The 24,450-nt window shown below is 51.8% G+C and carries 27 protein-coding genes; 25 read left to right on the forward strand and 2 right to left on the reverse strand.

What is annotated here, in order from left to right:
* Nucleotides 1-3 precede the first annotated feature (3 nt).
* The 24 genes from ACUY4S_RS10490 to ACUY4S_RS10605 all read left to right on the forward strand — a co-directional run bounded on the left by ACUY4S_RS10490 (nucleotide 4) and on the right by ACUY4S_RS10605 (nucleotide 17,656).
* Complete coding sequence (locus ACUY4S_RS10490; RefSeq protein WP_312689281.1) at nucleotides 4-1,467, forward strand: serine/threonine protein kinase; 1,464 nt, start codon at nucleotides 4-6, stop codon at nucleotides 1,465-1,467.
* A 150-nt stretch (nucleotides 1,468-1,617) separates the two neighbouring features.
* Complete coding sequence (locus ACUY4S_RS10495) at nucleotides 1,618-1,998, forward strand: DcrB-related protein (RefSeq protein WP_312689283.1); 381 nt, start codon at nucleotides 1,618-1,620, stop codon at nucleotides 1,996-1,998.
* Between the two features lie 60 nt (nucleotides 1,999-2,058).
* Nucleotides 2,059-4,323: a type VI secretion system Vgr family protein gene (locus ACUY4S_RS10500; protein WP_312689284.1), complete on the forward strand. Its 2,265-nt coding sequence runs from the start codon at nucleotides 2,059-2,061 to the stop codon at nucleotides 4,321-4,323.
* A gap of 11 nt (nucleotides 4,324-4,334) precedes the next feature.
* Nucleotides 4,335-4,706: a DUF3592 domain-containing protein gene (locus ACUY4S_RS10505; RefSeq protein ID WP_312689286.1), complete on the forward strand. Its 372-nt coding sequence runs from the start codon at nucleotides 4,335-4,337 to the stop codon at nucleotides 4,704-4,706.
* 338 nt (nucleotides 4,707-5,044) lie between these two features.
* Entirely contained in the window at nucleotides 5,045-5,437 is a 393-nt protein-coding gene (locus ACUY4S_RS10510) for a hypothetical protein (protein ID WP_458021921.1), read from the forward strand.
* Nucleotides 5,438-5,544: 107 nt separating this feature from the next.
* The gene (locus ACUY4S_RS10515) at nucleotides 5,545-5,913 is read left to right on the forward strand and encodes a hypothetical protein (protein WP_312689291.1); all 369 of its coding nucleotides are present in this window, start codon (nucleotides 5,545-5,547) and stop codon (nucleotides 5,911-5,913) included.
* Between the two features lie 142 nt (nucleotides 5,914-6,055).
* The gene (locus ACUY4S_RS10520) at nucleotides 6,056-6,403 is read left to right on the forward strand and encodes a hypothetical protein (RefSeq protein ID WP_312689293.1); all 348 of its coding nucleotides are present in this window, start codon (nucleotides 6,056-6,058) and stop codon (nucleotides 6,401-6,403) included.
* 102 nt (nucleotides 6,404-6,505) lie between these two features.
* A complete protein-coding gene (locus tag ACUY4S_RS10525; protein ID WP_312689294.1) occupies nucleotides 6,506-6,865 on the forward strand; it encodes a hypothetical protein in 360 nt (119 codons plus the stop codon).
* Nucleotides 6,866-6,883: 18 nt separating this feature from the next.
* Nucleotides 6,884-7,264, forward strand: a complete 381-nt coding sequence (locus ACUY4S_RS10530; protein ID WP_312689295.1) for a hypothetical protein — start codon at nucleotides 6,884-6,886, stop codon at nucleotides 7,262-7,264.
* A gap of 59 nt (nucleotides 7,265-7,323) precedes the next feature.
* On the forward strand, nucleotides 7,324-7,716 hold the full coding sequence (locus tag ACUY4S_RS10535; protein ID WP_458021917.1) for a DUF3592 domain-containing protein: 393 nt from the start codon (nucleotides 7,324-7,326) through the stop codon (nucleotides 7,714-7,716).
* Nucleotides 7,717-7,786: 70 nt separating this feature from the next.
* Nucleotides 7,787-8,101, forward strand: a complete 315-nt coding sequence (locus ACUY4S_RS10540; protein ID WP_312689298.1) for a hypothetical protein — start codon at nucleotides 7,787-7,789, stop codon at nucleotides 8,099-8,101.
* Nucleotides 8,102-8,174: 73 nt separating this feature from the next.
* Nucleotides 8,175-8,603 carry a hypothetical protein gene (locus tag ACUY4S_RS10545; protein WP_312689299.1) on the forward strand — a complete coding sequence of 143 codons (429 nt, stop codon included), beginning with the start codon at nucleotides 8,175-8,177 and terminating at the stop codon, nucleotides 8,601-8,603.
* 82 nt (nucleotides 8,604-8,685) lie between these two features.
* The gene (locus ACUY4S_RS10550; RefSeq protein WP_312689300.1) at nucleotides 8,686-9,072 is read left to right on the forward strand and encodes a hypothetical protein; all 387 of its coding nucleotides are present in this window, start codon (nucleotides 8,686-8,688) and stop codon (nucleotides 9,070-9,072) included.
* Between the two features lie 12 nt (nucleotides 9,073-9,084).
* On the forward strand, nucleotides 9,085-9,462 hold the full coding sequence (locus ACUY4S_RS10555) for a hypothetical protein (RefSeq protein ID WP_458021915.1): 378 nt from the start codon (nucleotides 9,085-9,087) through the stop codon (nucleotides 9,460-9,462).
* Between the two features lie 84 nt (nucleotides 9,463-9,546).
* The gene (locus ACUY4S_RS10560) at nucleotides 9,547-9,927 is read left to right on the forward strand and encodes a hypothetical protein (protein ID WP_458021913.1); all 381 of its coding nucleotides are present in this window, start codon (nucleotides 9,547-9,549) and stop codon (nucleotides 9,925-9,927) included.
* Nucleotides 9,928-10,007: 80 nt separating this feature from the next.
* Nucleotides 10,008-12,548: a DUF2169 family type VI secretion system accessory protein gene (locus ACUY4S_RS10565; RefSeq protein ID WP_458021912.1), complete on the forward strand. Its 2,541-nt coding sequence runs from the start codon at nucleotides 10,008-10,010 to the stop codon at nucleotides 12,546-12,548.
* Nucleotides 12,545-13,630: a pentapeptide repeat-containing protein gene (locus ACUY4S_RS10570; protein WP_458021910.1), complete on the forward strand. Its 1,086-nt coding sequence runs from the start codon at nucleotides 12,545-12,547 to the stop codon at nucleotides 13,628-13,630. The genes ACUY4S_RS10565 and ACUY4S_RS10570 overlap by 4 nt, the downstream gene beginning before the upstream one ends.
* Nucleotides 13,627-14,232, forward strand: a complete 606-nt coding sequence (locus ACUY4S_RS10575) for a DUF3540 domain-containing protein (RefSeq protein WP_312689307.1) — start codon at nucleotides 13,627-13,629, stop codon at nucleotides 14,230-14,232. The genes ACUY4S_RS10570 and ACUY4S_RS10575 overlap by 4 nt, the downstream gene beginning before the upstream one ends.
* 9 nt (nucleotides 14,233-14,241) lie before the next feature.
* Nucleotides 14,242-14,634 (forward strand): DUF4150 domain-containing protein, encoded by a 393-nt coding sequence (locus ACUY4S_RS10580; protein ID WP_007371701.1) that lies wholly within the window; start codon nucleotides 14,242-14,244, stop codon nucleotides 14,632-14,634.
* Between the two features lie 16 nt (nucleotides 14,635-14,650).
* On the forward strand, nucleotides 14,651-15,196 hold the full coding sequence (locus ACUY4S_RS10585) for a hypothetical protein (RefSeq protein ID WP_458021908.1): 546 nt from the start codon (nucleotides 14,651-14,653) through the stop codon (nucleotides 15,194-15,196).
* 105 nt (nucleotides 15,197-15,301) lie between these two features.
* A complete protein-coding gene (locus tag ACUY4S_RS10590) occupies nucleotides 15,302-16,399 on the forward strand; it encodes an Ivy family c-type lysozyme inhibitor (RefSeq protein ID WP_458021907.1) in 1,098 nt (365 codons plus the stop codon).
* A 39-nt stretch (nucleotides 16,400-16,438) separates the two neighbouring features.
* Nucleotides 16,439-16,963 (forward strand): hypothetical protein, encoded by a 525-nt coding sequence (locus ACUY4S_RS10595; RefSeq protein WP_312689312.1) that lies wholly within the window; start codon nucleotides 16,439-16,441, stop codon nucleotides 16,961-16,963.
* A gap of 64 nt (nucleotides 16,964-17,027) precedes the next feature.
* A complete protein-coding gene (locus tag ACUY4S_RS10600) occupies nucleotides 17,028-17,408 on the forward strand; it encodes a hypothetical protein (RefSeq protein ID WP_312689313.1) in 381 nt (126 codons plus the stop codon).
* Between the two features lie 2 nt (nucleotides 17,409-17,410).
* The gene (locus ACUY4S_RS10605) at nucleotides 17,411-17,656 is read left to right on the forward strand and encodes a hypothetical protein (protein ID WP_458021906.1); all 246 of its coding nucleotides are present in this window, start codon (nucleotides 17,411-17,413) and stop codon (nucleotides 17,654-17,656) included.
* A 105-nt stretch (nucleotides 17,657-17,761) separates the two neighbouring features.
* On the opposite strand, the gene fumA is transcribed toward ACUY4S_RS10605, so the two are convergent.
* Nucleotides 17,762-19,411, reverse strand: a complete 1,650-nt coding sequence (fumA, locus tag ACUY4S_RS10610; RefSeq protein ID WP_458021905.1) for a class I fumarate hydratase FumA — start codon at nucleotides 19,409-19,411, stop codon at nucleotides 17,762-17,764.
* Nucleotides 19,412-19,462: 51 nt separating this feature from the next.
* The gene (locus ACUY4S_RS10615; RefSeq protein ID WP_312689316.1) at nucleotides 19,463-20,974 is read right to left on the reverse strand and encodes an anion permease; all 1,512 of its coding nucleotides are present in this window, start codon (nucleotides 20,972-20,974) and stop codon (nucleotides 19,463-19,465) included.
* Between the two features lie 638 nt (nucleotides 20,975-21,612).
* Here ACUY4S_RS10615 and ACUY4S_RS10620 point away from each other — a divergent pair.
* Nucleotides 21,613-24,393 carry a flavocytochrome c gene (locus ACUY4S_RS10620; RefSeq protein WP_458021903.1) on the forward strand — a complete coding sequence of 927 codons (2,781 nt, stop codon included), beginning with the start codon at nucleotides 21,613-21,615 and terminating at the stop codon, nucleotides 24,391-24,393.
* The last annotated feature ends 57 nt before the right edge of the window (nucleotides 24,394-24,450 follow it).

Below are 24,450 nucleotides of genomic sequence, written 5' to 3' on the forward strand. Positions count from 1 at the left end.
ACTATGACGGATCACGATAACAACCGGAGTGTACCGAACGCGCTGCCACCGGGATATCGCTTCAACGAATTTGAAATTAAAGAAGTGATTGGTGGCGGTGGTTTTGGCATCGTCTATCGCGCCTGGGATCACCAGCTTGAGCGAACCATTGCGATTAAAGAGTTTATGCCGTCTTCGCTGGCAGTCCGTAACGATGACATGACGCTGGTGTTACGCAGTGAACGCTTCAGCAAAGCGTTTACCGCCGGGTTAAACAGCTTTATTCAGGAAGCGCGTCTGCTGGCACGTTTTAACCACCCGAATCTGCTGCATGTGCTGCGTTTTTGGGTGCAGAACGACACCGCCTATATGGGCACCGTGTTCTACAGCGGGACGACGTTGTCGCGTTTGCGTGAAAAGAATCCCACGCTGATTAATGAAACCTGGATCCGCCGCATGCTGCCAATGCTGCTTGGGGCAATCAAAACCATCCATGACGAAGGATATCTGCACCGCGATATCTCGCTGGATAATATCCAGATTCAGGACAACGGCTTGCCTGTGCTGCTGGACTTTGGCTCCGCGCGCCGCAGCATTGGCTCGATTTCCGACGAAACGGAAACCATGCTGCGCCCAGGCTATGCGCCTATCGAGCAGTACACCGATGACAACGAAAGCGAGCAGGGTGCATGGACCGACATTTACGCTCTGGGCGCGGTGCTGCATACGCTGATCATTGGCTCACCGCCGCCGGTCAGTGTTGTGCGCAGCATTCAGGATACCTATGTGCCGCTGACCCAGCGTAATTTACCGGGGTATTCGCCGTCATTGTTGCAGGCTGTGGATCGTGCGCTGGCTTTAAAAATGGAAGATCGCCCGCAAACGATTGATGAGTTTGCCGCATTGATTGAGATGCCGGTCGCCGGGCTCGACGATGTGCTGAATGTGAAACAGCCTGGCACCATGTTGGTTCCGGTAGAAGAGACGGAAGAAAAACCAGCGGTACAAGGCTGGCAGCGTTATAAAGTGCCAGGCCTGGTGGCTGCCGGGGTACTGGTTGGGTTAATTGCGGGTGGCGCACTGTTTAGCAGTGGCAAATCAGATGACAACAACCCGGCGCAAACGGCCAGCACCGGTCAGGAGCAGTCGCCTGTACGCCAGCCGGAGCAGCAGCCCCCTCAGGATAACACCGCCAGCAACACATCGGCCTCTACGCCGCCTGCGCAAGCACAGACCCCAGCCCAGGCCACAACGCCGGTTGCCTCGCAGGAAGCGATCGCCCAGGTGTTTGTGCGCATGAATGATGGCGAGAAGATGACGTTGAATGGTGAATCGCAGTCGATCTCACCTGCCACGAATGGTTTTGCCTCGCTTAAGCTGCAACCGGGTCATTATGAACTGGTGTTGCAGGGCAACGGGCAGACCCGCATTCAGAACTTCTCTATCGCCAAAGCGGGTACCTGGCTTATCAACCCGCAACCGAAGTAGTTATTGTCCCCCGGGCATTATCCTGCCCGGTCACCGTAAAGGGGAACGTCGTTCCCCTCTGCGCGCCATCCCGACATTGCTGCAATGCGCAATGGCTTCTTATGCCAATAATAACGATTGCACAGACCGACATATTTAAAAGACAGCGCTATGAATTTATTAACACACAGCAATAATGGTGGCAGTGAATTTACGTTCGTCGTGTCTCGCGCCAGTGCTCACGCCGATGATAAAGTTCACACCATTGCGGCCAGAAAAACCCGCGAACTGGAAATGACATTAACCGATTTTCATCTCGAGTCTTCGCAAATGCTGGAAGTTGATGGCTATCCGGCAGTCGAACTTTTTTATCAGTACAAAAATGATAATCACGTGATATTCCAGCGTCAGACGTTAATTTTGGTAGAAGATCCAGCAACCGGAAAAAAGATGGTGAGTTATGTAGGCACCTGTCCGGGGGAATTCAGCGATTATCATCAGAGGCAATATCAAGAAATTATTCAGAGCATCAAATTCCACCGGGCGAAATAAAGTGTGGGCATGGGTGAAATATTAAATTGATGCTGAACCAGGCTAAATGGAATAAATATCATGCAGAACAGAATAACCGTAAAATTGCCGGTAGACGGCTTACTATTCTGGAAACTGACCGGGCGCGAGGCGCTGTCAGAGTCGTTCGCGCTGTCGCTGACGGTATTAGGCACCGATGCACGCGTCGACCGCAGCAAATTGCTGGGGCAATCCGTTACGGTGGCGATCCCGACGCAAAACATCGGCGGAACACGCTATATCAACGGCAAAGTCACACGTGTTGCGGTCAGCGCCGTCGAACTTTCGGGCACCCGTTATGCGGTGTATCAACTTACGGTAGAACCGGATTTGTGGCCGATGAAACGTGACCGCAACCTGCGTATCTTCCAGGGTCAGACTGTACCGCAGATTGTGAAAACGCTGCTGGGTGAATATCAGGTGAACCTGGAAGACAAGCTGGCGGGCAGTTACCGTGTGTGGGATTACTGCGTGCAGTATCAGGAATCCAGTTTCGATTTTATCAGCCGTTTGATGGAGCTGGAGGGGATCACTTACCACTTCCGTCACGAAGAAGATCGTCACGTAATGGTGCTAACGGACGCGGCAACAGAACTCAAACCGTTTAGCGGTTATGAAAGCATTCCGTACCATCAGACTCCATCCGGAGGCAGCACCAGCGAAGAGGGGATAAGCCAGTGGGCGCTGGAAGACAGCGTAACGCCGGGGATCTACAGCCTCGACGATTATGACTTTCGCAAGCCCAATGCATGGATGTTCCAGGCGCGGCAAAATCCTGCCTCACCGCAGCCGGGCAGCATTGATGTGTACGACTGGCCGGGGCGTTTTGTTGAACACGGCCACGGTGAATCTTATGCCCGCATTCGTCAGGAGCGCTGGCAGGTTGAGCACCAGCAGATTCAGGGAACAGCGACCGCCATTGGCGTGGCGCCGGGCAGCACGTTTGCGCTGTATAACGCACCGTTTTTCAGTGACAACGGCGAATACCTGACCACTGAAGCCAATTACTTCTTCGAGGAAAACCGCTACGCCAGCGGTAGCGACAGTGAAACGGAACACCGCATTGATTTTACGGTGATACCCGCATCGGTGGTGTATCGCCCGGCAGCGGTGACGGCATGGCCAAAAACGTACGGCCCGCAAACAGCGAAGGTGGTGGGGCCGGAAGGCGAAAGCATCTGGACCGATCGCTATGGCCGCATTAAGGTCAAATTCCACTGGGACAGGTTGGCGAAAGGTGACGATACCAGCTCATGCTGGGTACGCGTCTCAAGTGCCTGGGCCGGTCAGGGGTTTGGCGGCGTGCAGATCCCGCGCGTCGGCGATGAAGTGGTGATCGATTTTATCAACGGCGATCCGGACCGCCCGATGGTCACCGGCCGGGTGTATAACGAGTCCAGCATGCCGCCATGGTCACTGCCAGATGATGCCACGCGCATGGGCTTTATGACCCGCAGCAAGGATGGCAGCAAAGATAACGCCAGCTATTTATTCTTTGAAGACAGATTGGGTAGTGAAGCTGTTGAATTGCATTCCGAGAAGGATATGAAAGTCTCGGTGGAGAATGATAAAACCGTTAACGTCGATGGCAATCGCACTACGAAAATTCTGAAAGAACAAAGGGATGATGTTACTGGAGACGGCACGTTTTATTATCGAGCCAAACGCACCACAACGGTCGATCAGGCGGAAACCACGATCTTCAATAATGGCCAGACTGAAACCATCAAGAATGGAAGAACGCTGAATATTACCAGCGGTGGAGATGCTGTCAGCGTTAAAGGTGGTCGTGTCACCGAAATTGAAGGGACGGAATTGCACCATGTTACTGAGCTGATAACCGAAAAATATGACAGTGGTCAGATGACGACGATCGCATCCGGCGGACGAGCAGAAACAATTAATGGTGGTGTCACTATTGATGTAAATAGTGGTGACTGGACACAGAATGTCAAATCTGGCGAAATCACGATTAAATCACCAAAGAAAATTAAATTGATCAGCTCTGAAGCAATAACGCTGGAAGCGCCAGCTGCTAAGTTTGAACCGAAATTCCACAGCTCATCTGTAACCGCATTTAATGAAAGCGCGACGGGTGTGAGCTGTGCATTCACGGGATTATCTCTGGCGTTTGCGACAACCTCTGTCTCCTTCAATCCCGCGTCATTTAATATAACCGGTGTGAAGATGAGTAATAACCCTATTACCATCCTCTACGATAACGGTTTTAAAGCCCGAGTGGCCGGGGTGAAATGGGACAATACGAAAATGACTATTCAAGCTGCTATTGCATTTATGTTCATATGAAAAGGTTAAAAATGAATATATCGTACTTTACAACGTACCCTTTGCTTTTTATTTCCGCGATCGCCCTGATTTTCTTTATTTATGGCATTATTAAAGCCAGCACTAACGGGGTCAGGATCGATCCAGAGGATGCAATCGATACGCAAGGGGAAATAATCAGCATAAGAAGTACAAGCGGCGAAAATTCCGCATTTATCAATGTCGTCATCCAGGTAAAATTCACCACGCGTGATAATAAAACCATAACCAGTGAAGGTACATCTGTTATCGATGTTGTAAAAATCCCGGAATATCAGAAAGGCGCTATCGTTCCCCTGGTGTATTCAAAATCCGATCCAAAAAAGATCAAGTTCAAAATAAAGTCCCCTCTGGAACGACGATAGATTTAATATGCGATGGCTGCAGGAGTGTGACTAAAGTTTCTTTTTTTCTTAGGCGCGGGAAGATTAAACACACTTCCGCGCTGTGTTTACCCCTACTTTCTGCTCAAGAAATTATGTTCTCTAACGGGGGTGCAAAGTTAATTCAGTGGGTGTTGAATACTATTCCGAAAAAAATAGGTATAGTGTGTTGCTTTTTGCATAAACTTGAACATGATTTCTACGGAAGAGAGTTCAGTGAATTTTCCAGGTTGTCATTAATTGCATTACATTAGTAAACCTGTTACATACCCAGCGATTAGGGGTTTATTTCAATTAACTCTTCATAATGCGTGGTTGTTGTGGAAATAATTCACGATGTAATGCCGTTTTTTGGCTTTTTCTTTTTTATTTTCTTTTTTATTATCAGCGTAAGAGGTATCAAGGATAAAGGAGAAACTTTTACCTTGCTCAAAAACTGGGCTGCAATATCACATCCGCAAAAAAAAGGTGAAATGGCAATCGGCACGTTGCTCAACTGGAAGCAAACGTCCACCATGAATAATTTTGATTACTATTTTATTTTCACCTTTGAAGCAGAGATTGAAGGTAAGAAGAAAACCTATGATGCTGCTGCAGTTGTGAAAGTCGCAGACATCAGTAAATTAAAACAAGGCCTGCCTGTGACGTTTAAATACACCGGTAACCCGCCGGACAAGTTAGCGGTGCTCGATGTCGTATATAACCCACAATAAAATGAATACAGACCTGCCTCTTGATTTCAGTAACCAACGTTGACTGGTTACTGGCGGGTAAAGTCGAATTATGATTTCTGAGAAGATAAACTTGAAGAGCTACTGATATGCAATATCTCAAGTATTTGAACTACCTGTTGCCGGTGTTTGTCGCTTACATTTTCCTGTCAATCGCGCTGCGCAATTACAAAAATGGACGTATTGAAAAACAAATACGCAGTAACCCGGTATATGTGAATGCGACGATTACAGAGATTGTTCCCGATACACCATCTAAGCTTGGCGTTGTGAGCATCACACTGGATTATGAATTTAATGCGGAAAATGGGATGAAGTATCAAAATAAGCATGCGCGCACGGTGGTTAAAACCATGGACTTATATAACTATAAGGTCGGTACAACGGTGCCTGTCGTCTATCTGAAAACGGATCCCGCCCTTAACATACTCAATGTACAGAATGAGATGCTAAAATAATGCACTTGCATTTAGTAGGGATGGTTTGATGCAGAAGAACGTCACCAGGCCAGCTTATTCTCTTCGTTGGGCATTATTTATCTGAAATTATTGAGTCGTACTCCAGCTCAGAATATAAACGACAGTGATGTAAGGCAAAGGCATGTCAAACTCAACAATGTGGTCCATCGTGATTACGGCATTCGTTGTGGGATGGATGATTTATAGCATATTCAAAGCAGGGGCCGATGATGATAAATTCAGAGCAAAGGGAACCAAGGCCGAAGCTAAAATAATTAACAAAAAGAATATTGGCGTCTCGGGTACGGGTAATATGAAATTTAAGATGGAACTTGAGTTTCAAACAGAAAATGGCGTAATCAGAACGCATGCACGACGTTTTTTCACTCCGGAAGAGTTAATTAAAATAATGCGAAGAAACACAGTTCTTCTGTATTATTTACCTGAGGATCCCCAAAAAGTCTATTTAGTGCCAGGCGATATGGAATAAATTCTACGGTGCAGTTAAAGACTAACACAAAATCAGTCTGTCTGAATTCAATAAAAAGCCGCGCCTTGCCAGGGGTGAGTGACGGTTCGAAGGGTATTTAACGTGGCAATCGGTGAAAGTATTGGGGCAATCGTCAGCATTGCCGTTCCCTGTGCACTGATCTACTGGGTTTACCACACCGGTAAAGTGTATGACGATTTTAAAGCGAATGGGATTAAAACCGTTGCGGTTATTACCCACATTAAGCAACTTTCCAGTTCCGGGAGCGGCTCGCCAAAATGCGTTTTTACACTGGGCTTCACCACGCAGGATGGGGTTGAAATCACGACAATGCTGACCCAGGTGGTGGAAGTCGTAGCGTTAATGCGACTGGAGCGTGAGCGTAAAGTCGCCCTCTATTATAAAAAAACGGCTCCGCAAAAAGTCTGGCTGATTGTTAATGATGATACGCAGCAAGATTAACACCTGCGAGGAGGGGTAATGGCGCTTGAGGATTACTCGGCATATTTTATGTACGGTGGGATGGTTGTCACCGTGGCAGCAACGGCTATTTTCTGGTGGTTGGAAAAAAGAGAGGATAGTGAGGTCGCCGGTATCAAACACTGTCTGACCAGTGCTGCATGGCCTGGCGAAGTGTTTGATTCGTATATTGCGTCATGGCAGCAGACCAACGCGCGTTATGGCAATGCGTTTTTTTACGATATCTCTTTCTGCCTCGACGGGGAGGGAAAAATGTTTACGGCTAAAGCATTGGTTAACCCCGGCGAGATGCATTTGCTTAAAAAAGGTCTGGGGATCAGGGTCAAGAAAGGGAGCAAAAACCGTATTGCCGTGATAGCAATTATGTTCGCAGATGCGTAAGCCGTATCGCCTGTCGTGTCTGCAGAGATTTTATTTTTTATCGTTCAGGAATAACTGAAATGGAAACAGTGATGCTGAGCATCAGCATTTTCTTCAGTACTTTCATTTTGTTAGGGTTTATCACGCTTATCGTCGTGATACTGCGTAAAGATGCCAAAAAAGAGAAACTTAAAAACGAGATCCGCGAGCACGGGATTTTGACGCTGGCTACCATCAAACGCGCCTTTAGTCGCTCGGGTGGCAACTCAGGGTATATCAATGCCACGCTGGAACTGGTTTTTGAAACTGAAAAAGGCGAAAAAATCGCCTGTAAAGCGGATACGGTGATTGATGCGATCGCGATGCAGAAATATCAGGCGGGTGAGCAGATCCCATTGCGCTATTTACCAGCCGATCCGCATAAAAATATGCTTGATGTCCCCAGTACGTTTGACTTAATGAAGCGGCACTGATGGCGACGATTAATTATCGCCGCTTTGAAAATGCCAGTAGGCTGTTTAATGATGTAAAGGATTGCCCATTATGATGGAATTTATGGTGCTCGTCGTTGTGCTGATCGCTATCTATTTTTTTTGCAATATCTCCGTTAAGCGGCATGAAAAAATTATCCGCGATGGCAGACCGATTATGGCGACGATTAAAAGTATTCGCCCCGCCGGGAGTGACGGCTCAGGATATATGAATGTGGAATATGTCCTCAATGCTGAAGGTCGGATTCTTAAGAGAAAGGAATCGATTAATCCTCTCTATGCCCCGCAGCTTCAGCCGGGTATGACCATAAAAATCATGTATGTGGACGAGAAACATTATGTACTGATGTTTAATGAACAGGCGTGATAATCGCCCGTCCATATCACATCCGATGCCATGAACCGACCGCGCGGTCGGTAGCACGTTGAGTTGAGAAACTATGGAAATCGTTGCGTATGTTCTCGCAGCCCTCTGCCTGTTACTGGCGTATGTGCTGTTTTATTTTCTCCTGCGGAGTGTGAAAAGGCAGGGCGACGACTACCGGATGCAAAAAAACTGGCTGGGACTGGCCAGGTCCGGTGGCGCCACTGAAACGGTGCCGGGAAAATTACTGCACTGGAAAAAAACGGCCGCCATCAAAGGCAACGATCATTATTATATTTTGACCTTTACCGCCACGTTGTCGCGCCGACAAAAGCGTTATCGCGCCGCTGCCGTGCTTTCCACTACGGACGCGGCAACGCTCACTGTGGGGTTGCCTGTTGTCGTGAAATACAGTACACAGTCTCCGAAAAAGATGGCCGTTGTTGCCGTAAACACGTCCGTAGCGCCCGGTGACGATGGCAAACCACCTCAGGATAATCAATAAGCGAACGAGCAATGTCGACAGACCGCTGATCCCCGGTGGTCGGTAAAGTGCCTGCGCGTCCGGGCGCTGATGAGAGGGCATAATGGTTAATATTTCCGGGCTTCTGGTGTTATTGGTTGCGACGCTCCTTATTATCTCCCTGTGGGTGTACCGCAGGCGTACTGTCGCGCCAAAAGGGGAAGCCTTACTGATTGAGGAGTGTATTGCGCAAAGTAGCTGGCACGGACCATTGCGGGAAGCGCAGCTGGAATCGTGGCAGCAAACCGATGCAATGCATCAATCCGATCACTATTTTATTCTCACTTTTACCCTGGAAATTGCCCGACAGAAGCAACAAAAATCGGCGGCATTTATCATCAGAAGCGCCGATGTTGGGCTGTTAAAACGCGGAGTAACAGTGCTGGTGAAATACCAGGGATTACATGCTAAACGAATTGCAGTAGTAGAAGTCCTTTTTAATGAGAAATAACAGACGATGATAATGGAATACCTGCATTACCTTAAATACCTTGTTTATATCTTCCCGCTGGGGATTGTGTTGGCGATAGTCCAGTCCTCAATTCGCAATAAAAAAGAGGGGGCTCTCAAACAGATCATTGATACCGACCCGGTGTATATCGACGCGCGAGTCACCCGCATCGTACCCGGTACACCCACGGCGAATGGTATCGTTTGTGTCCAGATGGACTATGAATTTGTCGATGAAAAGGGGAGAAGCTTCGGCAATAAGAATGTCGAGGCGACGCTGAAAACCATGGAGTTGTATGACTACAACGTGGGTGCCAGTGTGCCAGTAAGCTACTGCCGTCACGATCCGGAAAAAAATAAACTGCTGTTGCCGACCATTCTTTCTGCGTAATGGCTCATGACGTCTTTTTCTGGTTCGCGTAGGTGAGCGTGCCGTTGACGCACCCGTCAAAAATAACTTTTCTGCAGGATGTTTATGTCGGTATGGATTGAGTACCCGTTGGTGATTGGCATTGCGCTGAGCGTACTGGCGCTGGTGCCGATGTGGTTAACGCTGAAGGGAGATAAAAAATCGCTGACCCGGATACGTGACTGGAAATTACGCGATTCATGGCAGGGTGAAACGATCACCACGCTGGCCGAAACATGGCAACGCACTGAGACAAAATTTGGCGACGACTATTTTTATGATTTTTTCTTCAGTGCCAGCCTTAATAATATTCATCAACAGTGGTGCGCCCGTGGAATAGTTGAGCCGGACCAAATCCACAAGCTTAAAAAAGGCATCACGATTACGGTGAAATACAGTACGGACAGGCCTCCCCGACTTGCTGTTACCCATATTCATTTCTCGTGATAATGCCGTGATGTCATATAAACGCGCATTACACTTCGTAAACTGCACACGCATAAGATTAATCTTCCTAAGGACGTAATATGAAGATTATTAAACCGCTGCGACTGAGCGTATTGAATCGACCGTTCCGTCTGCGGGGGCAAAACCATCTGGGCGTTTCGGTACTGGCGCTTGCCGATATGAGCGCTACGCCACAACTCCGACCCGAAATAGAACTGTGGCAACTGGCCGCCAGCGAACTGCAAACCAGCGGTGGTGTACTTGATATGGCCATGCCGAAAGCCCGGGCCGAGTTCCTGGCCACCGGTTACGCCTATACGCATCACCAGCAGGATAAAACCGCCTGTGCGGTACGCGTTGAGGTCGACAACCTGGGCAAGACCCTGGCGGTAACCGGCGATCGGTACTGGGCGGGATCGCGCCCGACGGCCGCGCAGCCCTTTGACGAAATGCGCCTTGACTGGAGCCGGGCTTACGGCGGGGAAGGTTATGAAGAAAACCCGCATGGCATTGGCGCGGTGGTAGAAAACCATAACGGTACGCAATACCGTCGCTTGCCCAATATCGAAGCGCTACAGGATCGCATTCTCTCACCGCGTGCAAAACCTGAGCCGGCCGGTTTCGGGCCGCTGGATCTGACGTGGCCGCGTCGCTTTCGTCGCATGGGCAAAAATTACGACGCGCACTGGTTACAACATGATTTCCCGGGTTTTGCGCCAGACATCGACTGGCGTGTGTTTAACGCAGCCAGCCCCGATCAGTGGTGGGAGGATCGCGATACTCTCCCGCCGCAGGCGGCATGGCGTATCTGGAATATGCACCCGCAAAAACACCTGCAGGAGGGGACACTACCCCCGTGGCAGGCGCGCTGCTTTATACAACGCCAGCGCGGCGATGAGATCCTGTTTGAAGAGATTGGATTGCGCGCCACCACGGTGTGGTTTTTTCCGCACATGGAACAGATGGTGCTGATCTGGCAGGGCAACCAGCGGATCAATGAAGATGATGCTGCCGACGTGTTGCAACTGATGCCGGCACTGGAGAAAACCGGCGCGACGCGTTCCGTTAACCACTACCGAAAAGTCCTGACCCAGCGGCTGGATAAAGAAAAAGGGGCCTTGTTTGCCTTTCGTGAAAAGGATCTGCTGCCGGAAGAGGTGATTGGACCCTGGATCGACAGCGAGGTGCAGGAAACGCCCAGCCCGATGCGGGAAAACCAGTACAACCGCGCCATGCAATTACGTGAACAGCATCGTGCCCGGCTTGAAGCACAGGGCCATGACGTCAGTGAAATGCTGGAGCCTTTCGAAGAACCGGCTATGCCGAAACTTGAAGATCTGCCTGAATTTATTGAGCAGATGGAGCGTAAAGCCGCTGAGATGCAGCAGCAGGCCGAGGTGCGTAAAGCCGAAATGGAGGCTCGCTATCCGGAAATCGCAGCGCAGGATAACCGACCCCGCGGCCCGGAGTCCATGTTGCGTATGCAGGAGTTACTGGCGCGTAATAACAGCCAGCTCAGCGACAAGAAACTGGCACAGAGCCGCGAAGCACTGCACAAACTCTACCTGATGTCGGTAGCGCAACAACCCCCCGCGATTAAACTGACCGGGGATATCGCGCTGATCATTCGCCAGCGGGCAGAACGCACCCTGGCCCAGGGCGGGGACTTCAGCGGCCTGGATCTCACCGGGGCAGACTTCTCTGGCCTGGATCTGCGTGGTGCGAATTTTCGCCATGCGTTGCTGGAGTGCGCCAGTTTGCGCGATTGTCAGCTCGATGGCGCGGACTTCACGCAGGCAATGCTGGCGCGCACGGATTTGACAGGGGCGTCACTACGCGATTGTTGTTTTAACAATGCCAGCCTGGCGCTTGCGCAATGCCATGAAACGGTCTTTTACGGCGCCACGTTTACCGAAACCGACATCACCGGGGCGTTATTTGAGGCTTGTGACTTCAGCCACGCCCATATGGTGGGCTTGTTATTACGTGAAACAGGATTCAGTGACTGCCGGTTCCACCACGCACAGCTTGATAATTGCGTGTTTATGGAGCTGACATTGCCGAAGCCGGACTTTAGCCATGCGCGGATGATAAAAAGCAGCTTTATTAAATGTGAACTGCAGAGCGCCAGCTTCGCGCAGGCGCACCTTGAGAGCTGCTCATGGGTGGAAAGCCAACTGTCGCAGGCAATATTTGCCGGCGCAACGCTGGTGACCTGTGCTGTCGCGTCTGGCGGGACGCTGGCCACTGCCGATTTTACCGGTGCGCACCTGAAGCAAAGTAACCTGCGCCAGGCGGTGCTAACGGGCGCGGCATTTACCCGCGCGCGGCTGGATAACAGCGATCTCAGCGAAGCGCAGTGCGAAGGTGCCGATTTTCGCGGTGCCACCCTGACCGGCAGCCTGTTTATGCGCACGGATTTTCGTCGCGTGCGTTTTAACGATGCCAACCTGATGGGCGCGATGATGCAAAAAAGTCGGCTTGAGGGTGCCGATCTGAGCGGCGTGAATCTGTTTCGCGCCGATCTGTCACAGTCGCTGACGGACACGCATACCCTTTTTCACGATGCCTATACCAAACGGGTAAAAACCCTGCCGAAGCGTGATGGAGAAGTGATATGAGCGCATTAACCGCGGCAGAGCTGCAACAGAAAATCAAAGGCGGCGAAGCGGTAGCAGAGGTCAACCTCGACGGTTGCGACCTGCGGGGCTGCGACCTTTCCGGCGGGATCTTTCAGGAGGTGTCGCTTCAGGGGGCAAATTTGCAGGCCGCAAACCTGACCGAAACTGTGTTCACCGAATGTATGTTAAACCGGGCCACGCTCTGCGAGGCGCAGTTGCAGGAAACGGTGTTTAACCAGTGTGAACTGCCGCAAGCCACGTTGCGCGGCACCACGCTGGTGCGCTGTGTGTTTAATGAATGCACGCTAAGCGGTAGCGACTTTTCGCACTGCACCTTTGATACCACACAATTTATGCGCAGCCCGCTGGGGAAAAGCCAGTTCAGCCACTCCCGCTTCGATCGCACTATGCTGTTTGAAACCCCGCTTGATGAGGCGCAACTCGACAACAGCCATTACTTGCTGACCACATTTTATGGCATCGATCTTCGGCAGACCGACTTGCGCGGTAGTCAGTTTGAACGGGCCGTTTTTTTTAATTGCGATCAGCGTGGGAAAAACTACGCGCAGCAGCAGTTTACCGGCTGCCAGTTTACCGACAGTCAGCTTGATGGTGCCGATTTTACCGGCGCGCAACTGACACAGTGCAATTTCAAAGGCGCATCGCTTAAACAGGCGCTGTTACGCAAGGTTAACGCCACCCAGGCGCTGTTTATGGAAGCCGACCTCAGCGGTGCGAACGCGCAGTCCAGCCTGTTTGATCAGGCGATATTTGTGGGAGCAACACTGCAGCAGGCCTCGTTTAAACAGAGCCGTTTTTTCCAGAGTGTTCTGCAGCGGGTGCGTGCAGAGCGGGCTGATTTCACGCTGTGCGATTTTACCTACGGTGACTTTTCCGGGGCCGATGTACGCGAAGCGGATTTTCGCGGTGCGGCGTTTTCCCGAACCCGTTTTCATCGTGCCCGCCAGGAGGGGGCGCGTTTTGCCGATCGCAAAGGCATCCTTGAGTACGACGAAGAGCTACTGGCGGCAGAAGCCTGGAGCGCAGAACGCCAAAGCCGAATTTATGGAGACAAAGCATGACCAAGATTAATCACCAACTGGCGCTGGCGGCGATGCCTGCTGGTCAATTCTCCGCCCGCGTCACCCACGGTTTTGAAGACGGCAGTCTGATGGTGGAATGTGAAGGGCGCGGCTGGCACTGTCGACGTGCAGTCAGCTGTGTTATCGCCCCACAGGCTGGCGACACCGTACTGATAAGCGGGGTGGATAACCAGATGTGGTTGTTGGCCGTGCTGGAGCGCGCTAACCCACAATGTGCGGAACTGAGCGTGCCGGGCGATCTGCATATTTGCAGCAGCGGAGCTTTAAGTCTGAGCAGTGAAGCGTTGAAAGTCAGCGCCAGCAAAGGCGACTGTCATATCAGCGATATGAATTACAGTGGCGATCGCGTCTCCGCCTGGGTCACGCTCTCGCGCGTGGTGGGTAAGCGGGCCGAGTCGGTCTGGCAGACGGTCACGCAAATCAGCCAGAGCCTGTTCCGCACTACGCGCCAGACTGAACAGGTGCGCGCAGGGCAACTGGATATAAAAGCCGAAGATTATCTGCGCATGCATGCACATAACACGGTGATCACCTCGAAGGCGATCACCAAAGTCGATTCTGAACAGATCCACATGGGGTGAGGGAGCATTATGTTTGCAAATTGTCAGTTAATGGGGGTGGATCTGGCGTTTCCGGATGTCTGCCTGACCCCGATGCCCGCGCCGACGCCGATTCCGTATCCGGACATTGCGCTGGGGCCAACCGCTATACCGAATGCGCTCAATATTCTGTTTATGGGGATGCCCGCGCACAATATGGCGACCGTGACGCCACTGACCAACGGCGATAACCCGGGCGTTGCGACCGGAGTGGCATCCGGTACGGTGATGGGGCCATCACGGCATCTGACCGGAGCGTTTACCGTGCTGCTGAAAGGCACGCCCGCCACCCGTTTAACCAGTGTCAGTCTGCAAAACTCCACCAACGCGATTGGTATGCGGATTGTGCCGAGCCAGTTCAAAGTGCTGATGCTGGCACCCTAGGTGGTTTTCAGAAAATATGATGAAGACCCAAAGCCTACTCACCGCGCTGGCGCTGGCGATGACTTCTGGCTATTGTTCGGCGCAGTCTCAACACCCTGATTCGCAACCGCTCTGGCAGTTTGCTGAACAGATAAAGGGCACTATTGGGGCTGCGCCTGATTCGCTCAATGCCATCATGAAAACGCCCGTCACCCGGATCAATCCCGACTTTGCCGACAGATTAACTGCCCGCGCGCTTACGCTACCGGGCGGGCCAGGCATCAATAATATCATTATTCGTACGGCTTACGGCAATCCGCAGCAGATTGCCATTGTGACGTTTGATGTGGAAAAAACCTGTATTGCGGTGGACGAGGCGAAACGCCAGTTCCCCGGCTTAAAACTGATGTGGGTGCCGCGCGGCGAATCGATCAACGAGACGTTTTCCTGGGTGGCGCCGATCGATAAAAAAGGCAACGCGATTGGCCTGGGTTTTTCGCAATCGGAGCCCTCCTGCCTGAAAAGTATCGCTATCCGCGACTTCTCCGACGAGATGTCTACCACAAATAGTAGCGTCAGGTAACGGCGCGAGTCGGGTACTATGGCAAAAAAATATTATCAAACAACGAGATGGCTAATTTTTCAGCAATCTCGGGTGTCGATAAGACGATAAGGATACAGGCGAATTATGCACGTTACGGGGCAAGGTAAACGGTGGTTACTCTCTGCGCTGGTGGTCAGCATGTTGCTGGGCTGCTGTGGCAGCGCGTCGGCGACGGTAGCGCTGAATCAATACGATAAACCACAAACAGTGGCAGGCATTGCCAACAATCAAGAGGTGCAAGCGCAACTGAAAAGCCTGCTCGGCAATGAATACGATGCCTTTATCCTTAACTATGATGTTTACGGCGAGCCCAAATACACCGCCGACGGCGGGTTAATGGTTGAAGGCTGGTTACAACACTTAGCACAGGAAAACGCCTCGGTTTTTATTCTCTATCCTGATGGTAAGCTTTTTGCAGCATGGATATCACCTGACAGCAACCAGCTTTACTACCGAACCAACAGTGCTGAGCAGGCCATCAATCGCGATATCCAGCAATGGGCCAGCCGCTTCGAGGATAAGATTTTGCTGGCAGCACCACAGCCAGCAGCGTTGGATTTTAGTGGGATGTGGCAAGGCGCAGATCAGGATGCTTCCACCTTCACCCTGAGGTTAACGCAGCAGGGCAACCAGCTCTCCGGCACCGTCTGTTTTATTACCCGGCAGGGCAACCGGATCGATTGCCCGGAGCAGGGCGACACGAATGTGCATGGCGAGATCGCCAATAACCGTGCGATGCTGACCTTTAATTCCACCTTTGGCGGTATGAATGGCAAGGCTGAGGTCGTGATAACAGGCGACAAGATGCAGTGGCGAATGACGCAGCCACCCGTTGGCGGTGAGTATTATGCGCCTGAAAGCTATACGCTGGTCAAAACGCCGGAACATAAAGGCGCATCAACCCGTTTGTTGAGCACCAATAAGTTCACTATTGCTATCCGTAATAACTGCGGTGAGTTTGCCGCGCCTTGCGATAGCGTGGACTATATTGGAACGCGTAACAGCGACCGCAGCCAGATCACGCTGAAAGGGAAAACACTATTGGGTAGCGTCGGTCAGGTCATTGGCGCAGAGTTCAATAATGGTAATGTCACCTACCGGGTAAATTATGCGCCGCCGCAGCTGGTGGTATTGCAGGGCGAGAAAATTCTGGTCAATCAACCGGCAAACTGGCTTAAATAATTCCTTATCTCAGTAACATACTTTCAACGGTGGCAGGTTATGACCAAAGGTTTTCTCGTTTCAGTCTCGCTGTTACTGGCCGTTTCAGGCATCGCGCAAGCGCAAGCTCCCCTGAGCGATCACGATTTTACTGTACAGCTGAATCAACAGACTGTTGCACTGGGCCAGGCGTGGAATGATGCGCTTAGCGCCTCTTTAGGGGAAACCACCTACGACGGTTTTGTTGGTGAAGTTCCGTTTGGCGACGCCAGTTACAAGTTTTACCGTCATAACTTTGATGGCTTCGACATCTATAGCGCCAACCTGTGGTGGGATGATCAGGGTAAAAGCGTCGACAGCTATATTATCGGGCAGATCACCCTGCACAGCCCGACGCTGCGCACCGCGCGCGGTGTAGGTCCTGGCAGCACAAAAGAGGCCATTATCAACAGCTATGGCCCCGGTGAAACCGATAACAGCGACGGAAGTGAATGGATCAGTTATTCGTTTAACAATAAGCATCTCGCTTTCTCGGTGGTGAGCGGGAAGGTCGATAGCATCAATATCAATTTTGATGATGATTAAGCGCTGAACAGCCAGTCATTGTCATCGCCTGGCGCTGTAGTCCGTTTTGATAAGGGATCACGTTATGTTAATGCTCTGCCCATTGCATAAAAAAGCGGAATGGACCCGCGTCTCGTGCAAAGTAAAAGCGCTGGCGCAACAGGGCTGCCCGCCAGGCGACTACCAGTTCTGCTACGTTACGGTGCTCGAAATGGATAATGGAGTGGCGACCCGGCAGCTCAGTTACCTTTTTGAAAAAGAGGATGTGATCGCGCTCGGGCTCACCTTTTCCCCTGAAGTGATCATTGTTGACCGCGACAAGACATTAAAACAACAAAACGACCGACAATTGAGCCTGAAGCTGCGGCAAAAACTGGTTACGCTGTGTGATGACTGCTTTTCACCGGTGCAGTTATATCTTAATGCGCAAGGCATATGTGCGCCGGAAGGGCGTAGCGTGGGCTGAAGATGAACACGCGCAGCTGGCAACAGGATCTCGACTACCTTGAAGCCTGGTTTACGCAGATGATCCGCGATCCGCAAAGCCTTGCGGCCATGCGTGCGCTGTTACAGGGATCGCGGGCGCATCAGACCGTCACCATCCGCGCCATTGACAGGCATTTCATGCACTACCGCCAGACGTTCAGGGACTTCTCAGCGCCTTCTGAATCGGAACAGAAAATGTGGCAGGAGTTTCTTAATTACTGGCAATAAAGTGGAAACCACCGTGCCGGCAGTGACGTACCATGGCGTTCGTCGACGGCATACTGTTAATTATTGGCATAAAAAACGGCGGGTTTCCCCGCCGTTTGTTTTTACTTAGCGCTGGTTACAACCTGCGCACTGTTTGTTCTGAATCTGCTGGAAGAAATCATTGCCTTTATCGTCCACCAGAATAAACGCCGGGAAATCTTCCACCTCAATCTTCCAGATCGCCTCCATTCCCAGTTCCGGGTACGCCACGCATTCAAGGCTCTTAATGCTCTGCTGCGCCAGTACAGCTGCCGGACCACCAATACTTCCCAGATAGAAGCCGCCATGTTTGGCGCAGGCATCGGTCACTTGCTGGCTGCGGTTGCCTTTTGCCAGCATGATCATGCTCGCGCCATGCGATTGCAGCAGATCCACATACGAATCCATGCGACCCGCGGTGGTGGGGCCGAGTGAACCCGAAGCATAGCCTTCCGGCGTTTTCGCCGGGCCTGCGTAGTAAATCGGGTGATCTTTAACGTACTGCGGCAGGGGTTCGCCGTTATCAATCAGCTCTTTCAGTTTCGCATGGGCGATATCGCGCGCCACAATAATGGTGCCATTCAGCGATACACGCGTCGAAACCGGGAAGGCGGAAAGCTGGGCGAGAATATCTTTCATTGGCTGATTGAGATTAATTTTCGCCACATTGCCTTCGCCCTGCTGGCGCAGCGCGTCCGGAATGTACTGCCCCGGATTGTGCTCCATCTTCTCGATCCAGATACCTTCACGGTTGATCTTCGCTTTGATGTTACGGTCGGCAGAGCACGAAACCCCCATGCCGATAGGGCAGGATGCACCGTGGCGTGGCAGGCGGATCACGCGGATATCATGGGCGAAATATTTCCCGCCAAATTGTGCGCCCAGCCCCAGGTTCTGGGCCTCTTGCATCAGTTCCTGTTCCAGCTTCACATCACGGAATGCCTGACCATGCTCGTTCCCTTCCGTCGGCAGACCATCGTAGTAACGGGTTGACGCCAGCTTCACGGTTTTCAGCGTGGATTCCGCTGAGGTGCCGCCGATGACGAAGGCGATGTGGTAAGGCGGGCAGGCTGCCGTACCGAGGGTGCGCATTTTTTCGACCAGGTAGTTTTTCAGTTTTGCCGGCGTGATAAGGGCTTTGGTTTCCTGATACAGATACGTCTTATTGGCGGAACCGCCGCCTTTCGCAATGCACAGGAATTTGTACTCGTCGCCATCCACACTATACAGATCGATCTGTGCGGGCAGATTGGTGCCGGTATTCACTTCTTTATACATATCCAGCGGCGCGTTCTGCGAGTAGCGCAGGTTATCTTCGATATAGGTGTTATACACCCCGCGCGCGAGTGCTGCTTCATCACCGCCGCCGGTCCACACGCGCTGACCTTTTTTCCCCATAATAATTGCGGTGCCGGTATCCTGGCAGGTCGGCAGCACGCCTTTGGCGGCGATTTCGGAGTTACGCAGGAATTGCAGCGCAACGTATTTATCGTTTTCGCTCGCTTCGGGGTCGTGCAGAATAGCGGCTACCTGCTGCTGGTGGGACGGACGCAGCATGAATGACGCATCGTGGAACGCTTGTTGCGCCAGCAGCGTCAGCGCTTCGGGTTCAACTTTCAGGACCGGCTGACCATCAAAATCGGTAAGCGAAACATGTTCGCGACTCAGTAGGTAATATTCCGTATTGTCTTTCGCCAGCGGGAACGGATCCTGATAAACAAAGGGTTTGTTCGACATAGCTCTCTACTCCATAAAATAAAACCGCCGGGAAAGCCCGACGGTTATGAATCAGAACATCATGGAAATCCACGGATAACCAATCAACAGCAGGGCAGCGAGGAAGATCGCGCCGAAGATGGTGCCCAGACGCCAGTAGTCTTTTGTTGGCAGATAGCCGCTACCGTAGTAAATGGGGCTTGGGCCAGTACCGTATGGGGTGATGATACCCATCACGCCGAGCGAGGTGCACAGCACCAGCACCACCACTTCCATATTGATGCCAGGAATGGTGGCGGCAATGGTCAGCATGGCTGGCAGCAGTGCCGTGGTGTGCGCGGTAGTACTGGCAAACAGGTAATGCAGCAGGTAGAACGCCAGCAGCAGAACGATAGTCGCCATCCCCGGAGAGATACCGCCCATCAACACGCCACCTTCTTTACCCAGCCAGGCGATAAAGCCAGTAGACGAGAGGCCATCGGCCAGCGCAACCAGGGTGGCGAACCAGACGAAGGTGTTCCAGGCCGGCTTGTTGCTGGTGATGTCATTCCAGGTCAGTACGCCGGTCCACAGCATCAGCACCACCACTAACAGCGCCGCGAGTGCAGGTTCGATAAAGTCGGCGGCAAAAATCCACATCAGCAGCGCGCAGCAGACAAACACCAGCAGCAGGATTTCGTTACGGGACATTTTGCCCAGTTTTTCCAGCTCACGACTCGCCCACAGCGGCACTTCATCATTCACCTTCACTTCCGGTGGGTAGAACCAGTAGGCCAGCAGCGGCATAGTCAGGATAAGCAGCACCCCCAGCGGCAGGAAGGCGATAAACCACGAACCCCACGAGATACTAATGCCCACCGTGCTTTTCACCAGCGCCAGCGCCAGCAGGTTCGGCGCGAGAGCGGAGAGAAACATGGAGCTGGTGATACAGGCAGCGGTGATCGCCACCCACATCAGATATGAGCCGATGCGGCGCGCGCTTGGATCGTTCGGTTTGGAACCATACAGCGGCGGCAGGTTGGCGATAATCGGGTAGATTGTCCCGCCGCTACGTGCGGTGTTAGACGGGGTGAACGGTGCCAGCAGCAGATCGGCGAAGGTAATCGCGTAGCCGAGCGTAAGGCTGCGGCGACCCAGATATTTCACCAGAATCAATGCCAGACGACGGCCAAACTGCGTTTTGTCGTAACCGGCGGCAAACATAAAGGCGCCAAAGATAAGCCAGACGGTTGAGTTACCGAAACCACTGACCGCCCATTTAAAAGACTGTCCGGCCATTTTGAATTTCGGGTCAGCCAGTTGTTCCGGGCTGAACAGCACCCACTGGCTGCACAGGGCGATGATCACCACCCCGGTCATCCCGATCACCGCGCCGGGTAACGGTTCGAAAATCAGACCCACAATAACGCCAACGAAGATGGCGAAGTAATGCCAGGCGTAAGGGGGCAAACCTTCAGGGACAGGAACAAATAGCAGGAGTACTGCCACCACGATCGGCAGTGCCATCATTAGCAGGCGGTTTTTATTTCCAGCCTTTGCACTGGCTGCGCTGGCAGACGGTGCGGTTGTTGTTTTCTCTTTCATAATGAGCATCTACAAGTAGTTAAAAATTCGTTGTCGTTGAGGAACAGTGGCTTCGGTTAATTTAGTTACAAAAGCTTTTTTTAGTTATTAAACGCCTGCTTTTTTATTCCGGGTGCGATTACTTAACGCCAATCTATACGCGTTAAATTAAAAAATCTTTGTATTTCTATATTGCTCTCACACGCAATAATACCTTTGATTGAGATCAAAAAAATGAAAAGGCGAGCGCTTTTTTTAATGCTTTTGATACCCACATAGAGTTATGGGGTTATCGGGTTAAAAAACCGCTAAATGTTAATTAATTGTACTGATAATAAATCTCATTAAAGTGACTGTTTAATTTATATTGTTGAAATTAATCGTTATTTTTAATAGTGAAAAGACGTTTCATTTATTGGTGTGGTAATCATGATGTTACGGGTAATTAATGGTGTGTGAATGCTTTATTTAAAAATGATAATACGCTGGAGGTAGCTGTGTTATGTGGGGTATTAAATAGTTTATTAACTAACGTAATTAATTTGGTAAGTAAAATTCTCGGTATATTAAATACATGACATAAGGATAAAGAAACATAACCAGAAATAATATCCGTCACCGAATTCTGAATTTTAATTTTAAGACTTTGGAGTTTTATTATGACCCGCAACGAACGCATTCTCAGCCCCTTTACATTACCGAATGGCGCAGAACTGAAAAATCGTTTGTTAATGGCGCCCATGACCACCTGCACCGGATATTTCGACGGTACGGTCACCAGTGAGCTGGTGGAGTATTATCGTGTCCGTGCCGGGAGTATTGGCGCCATTATTGTTGAGTGCTGTTTTGTCGACGATCTTGGTCTGGCATTTCCTGGCGCTATCGGCATTGATAATGATGAAAAAATTGCCGGACTGGCGAAAATTGCCGCGGCCATTAAAGCGGAAGGTTCAAAAGCGCTGCTGCAGATTTACCACGGCGGACGCATGGTAGAGCCGAAGCTGATTGGCGGTCGCACGCCGGTTGCTCCAAGCGCCATTGCCGCGCCACGCGAGGGTGCAGCGACCCCGGTTGCGTTGACCACGGCTGAAGTTGAAGCAATGGTGGTGAAATTCGGTGAGGCGGTTCGCCGCGCCATTCTGGCCGGTTTCGACGGTGTCGAAATTCACGGTGCCAACACCTACCTAATTCAACAATTTTTCTCGCCAAACTCTAACCAGCGTGACGACGAGTGGGGCGGCAGCCGCGACAACCGTGCGAAATTTCCGCTGGCAGTACTGGACATCACCCACAAAATGGCCCGCCAGTATGCCGATGACGCCTTTATTATTGGCTACCGTTTCTCTCCGGAGGAGCTGGAAGTCCCGGGTATCCGCTTTGACGACACCCTGTTCCTGCTGGAAAAACTGGCGGCGCGCGGTGTCGATTATCTGCACTTTTCTGTCGGGTCGGCACTGCGTTCCTCTATTAACGACACCTGCGATCCTACGCCACTGATCGATAAATATTGCGCTCTGCGCTCCGACACGCTGGCGCAGGTGCCGGTAATGGGCGTTGGCGGCGTAGTTAACGCCGAAGATGCTGAGCAGGGACTGGATCACGGCTACGATTTGATGGCCGTCGGGCGTGCCTGCATTGCCTATCCTGACTGGGCTGCGCGTATTGCCAGCGGTGAGAATCTGGAGCTGTTCATCGACAGCACGCAGCGTGAAGCGTTGAACATTCCTGAGCCGTTGTGGCGTTTTTCGCTGGTAGAAGCGATGATCCGCGATATGAGCATGGGCGCGGCGAAATTCAAACCCGGCGTGTACGTTGAAACGGTGCTGGATGATGTGAATGAACTGGTTTTCAACGTCAGCCTGGAAACCGACCGCATTGTCGATATTGAACTGGCCTCCAGCCCGGTGCAAACGGTGGAATTCACCAGCAGTTTTGAAGAGATCCGCGGCCGTATTCTTGACGCCAATACTCCACATGTTGATGCCATCTCCGGCGCGACCAGCCAGAGTGAAGCAGTGAAAAAAGCCGTGTCGAAGGCGATGATCAAATCCAGTAAAGCGCGGGTCGCGGAAGAGGGCGGCGCACCTTCTGGCCCGAAAAGCTATGACGTCGTGGTGGTAGGCAGCGGCGGCGCCGGGCTGGCGGCAGCGATTCAGGCGCATGACGAAGGTGCCAGCGTACTGATTGTGGAAAAAATGCCGACCATCGGCGGTAATACCATTAAAGCGTCTGCCGGGATGAACGCCGCAGAAACGCGCTTCCAGCGCGTGAAAGGGATTCAGGATAACAAGGAACTGTTTTATCAGGAAAGCCTGAAAGGCGGCGGCAACAAAAACAATCCGGCGCTGCTGCAACGCTTTGTTGAAAATGCGCCAGAAGCGATTGAGTGGCTTGCGTGTCGCGGCATTATGCTCAACGACATCACCACCACTGGCGGCATGAGCATTGACCGTACGCACCGCCCGCGTGACGGGTCGGCTGTGGGGGGCTACCTGATCAGCGGTCTGGTGCGCAACGTGACCAAACGCGGCATTGATGTGATGCTGGACACCTCCGTAAACGACATTCTGTTTAGCGAAGGGGAAGTGAGCGGCGTGCAACTGCTGACCGATGAGCAAGAGAGCATCACCGTGCAGACGACAAGTGTTATCGTCGCCACGGGCGGCTTTAGCGCCAACAGTGCGATGGTGGTTAAATATCGTCCTGATCTGGAAGGCTTTGTCACCACCAACCATAAAGGCGCGACCGGCAGCGGCATCGCCTTGCTGGAACGTATTGGTGCAGGCACCGTCGATATGGGGGAAATTCAGATCCACCCGACGGTTGAGCAGAATACCTCTTATCTGATTTCAGAATCGATTCGCGGTGGCGGTGCCATTCTGGTCAGCCAGCAGGGCAACCGTTTCTTCAACGAGATGTCGACCCGCGATAAAGTCTCCGCGGCGATCATCGCACTGCCAGAGCATTACGCCTACATCGTGTTTGATGAGCATGTTCGAGCCAAAAACAAAGCGGCCGACGAGTACATTGCCCGCGGGTTTGTGACCAGCGCCAGCTCACCGCGCGAACTGGCGGACAAACTCGGTATGGATATGCATGCGTTTCTTGCCACGCTGGAGCGTTATAACGGTTTTGTGGAAAAACAGCATGATGACGACTTCGGTCGTACCACCGCGCTACGTGCGCCGATCAACGAAGGCCCGTTCCACGCAATCCAGATTGCGCCTGGCGTGCACCACACCATGGGTGGGGTGACAATCAACACCCAGACCGAAGTGTTGAATACCGCCCGGCAGGTGATCCCCGGTGCCTATGCAGCAGGGGAAGTGGTGGGCGGGATCCATGGCGGTAACCGTATAGGGGGTAACGCCGTGGCCGATATCATCATCTTCGGTACCCTTGCCGGGCATCAGGCTGCGGTTCGCGCAAAACGCAGTTAACATCGTGCTACACTTCAGGCCTGCCATGTGCAGGCCTGAATGTTTACGCGCCGTCAG

It is taken from the genome of Kosakonia beeri, from assembly GCF_054165705.1.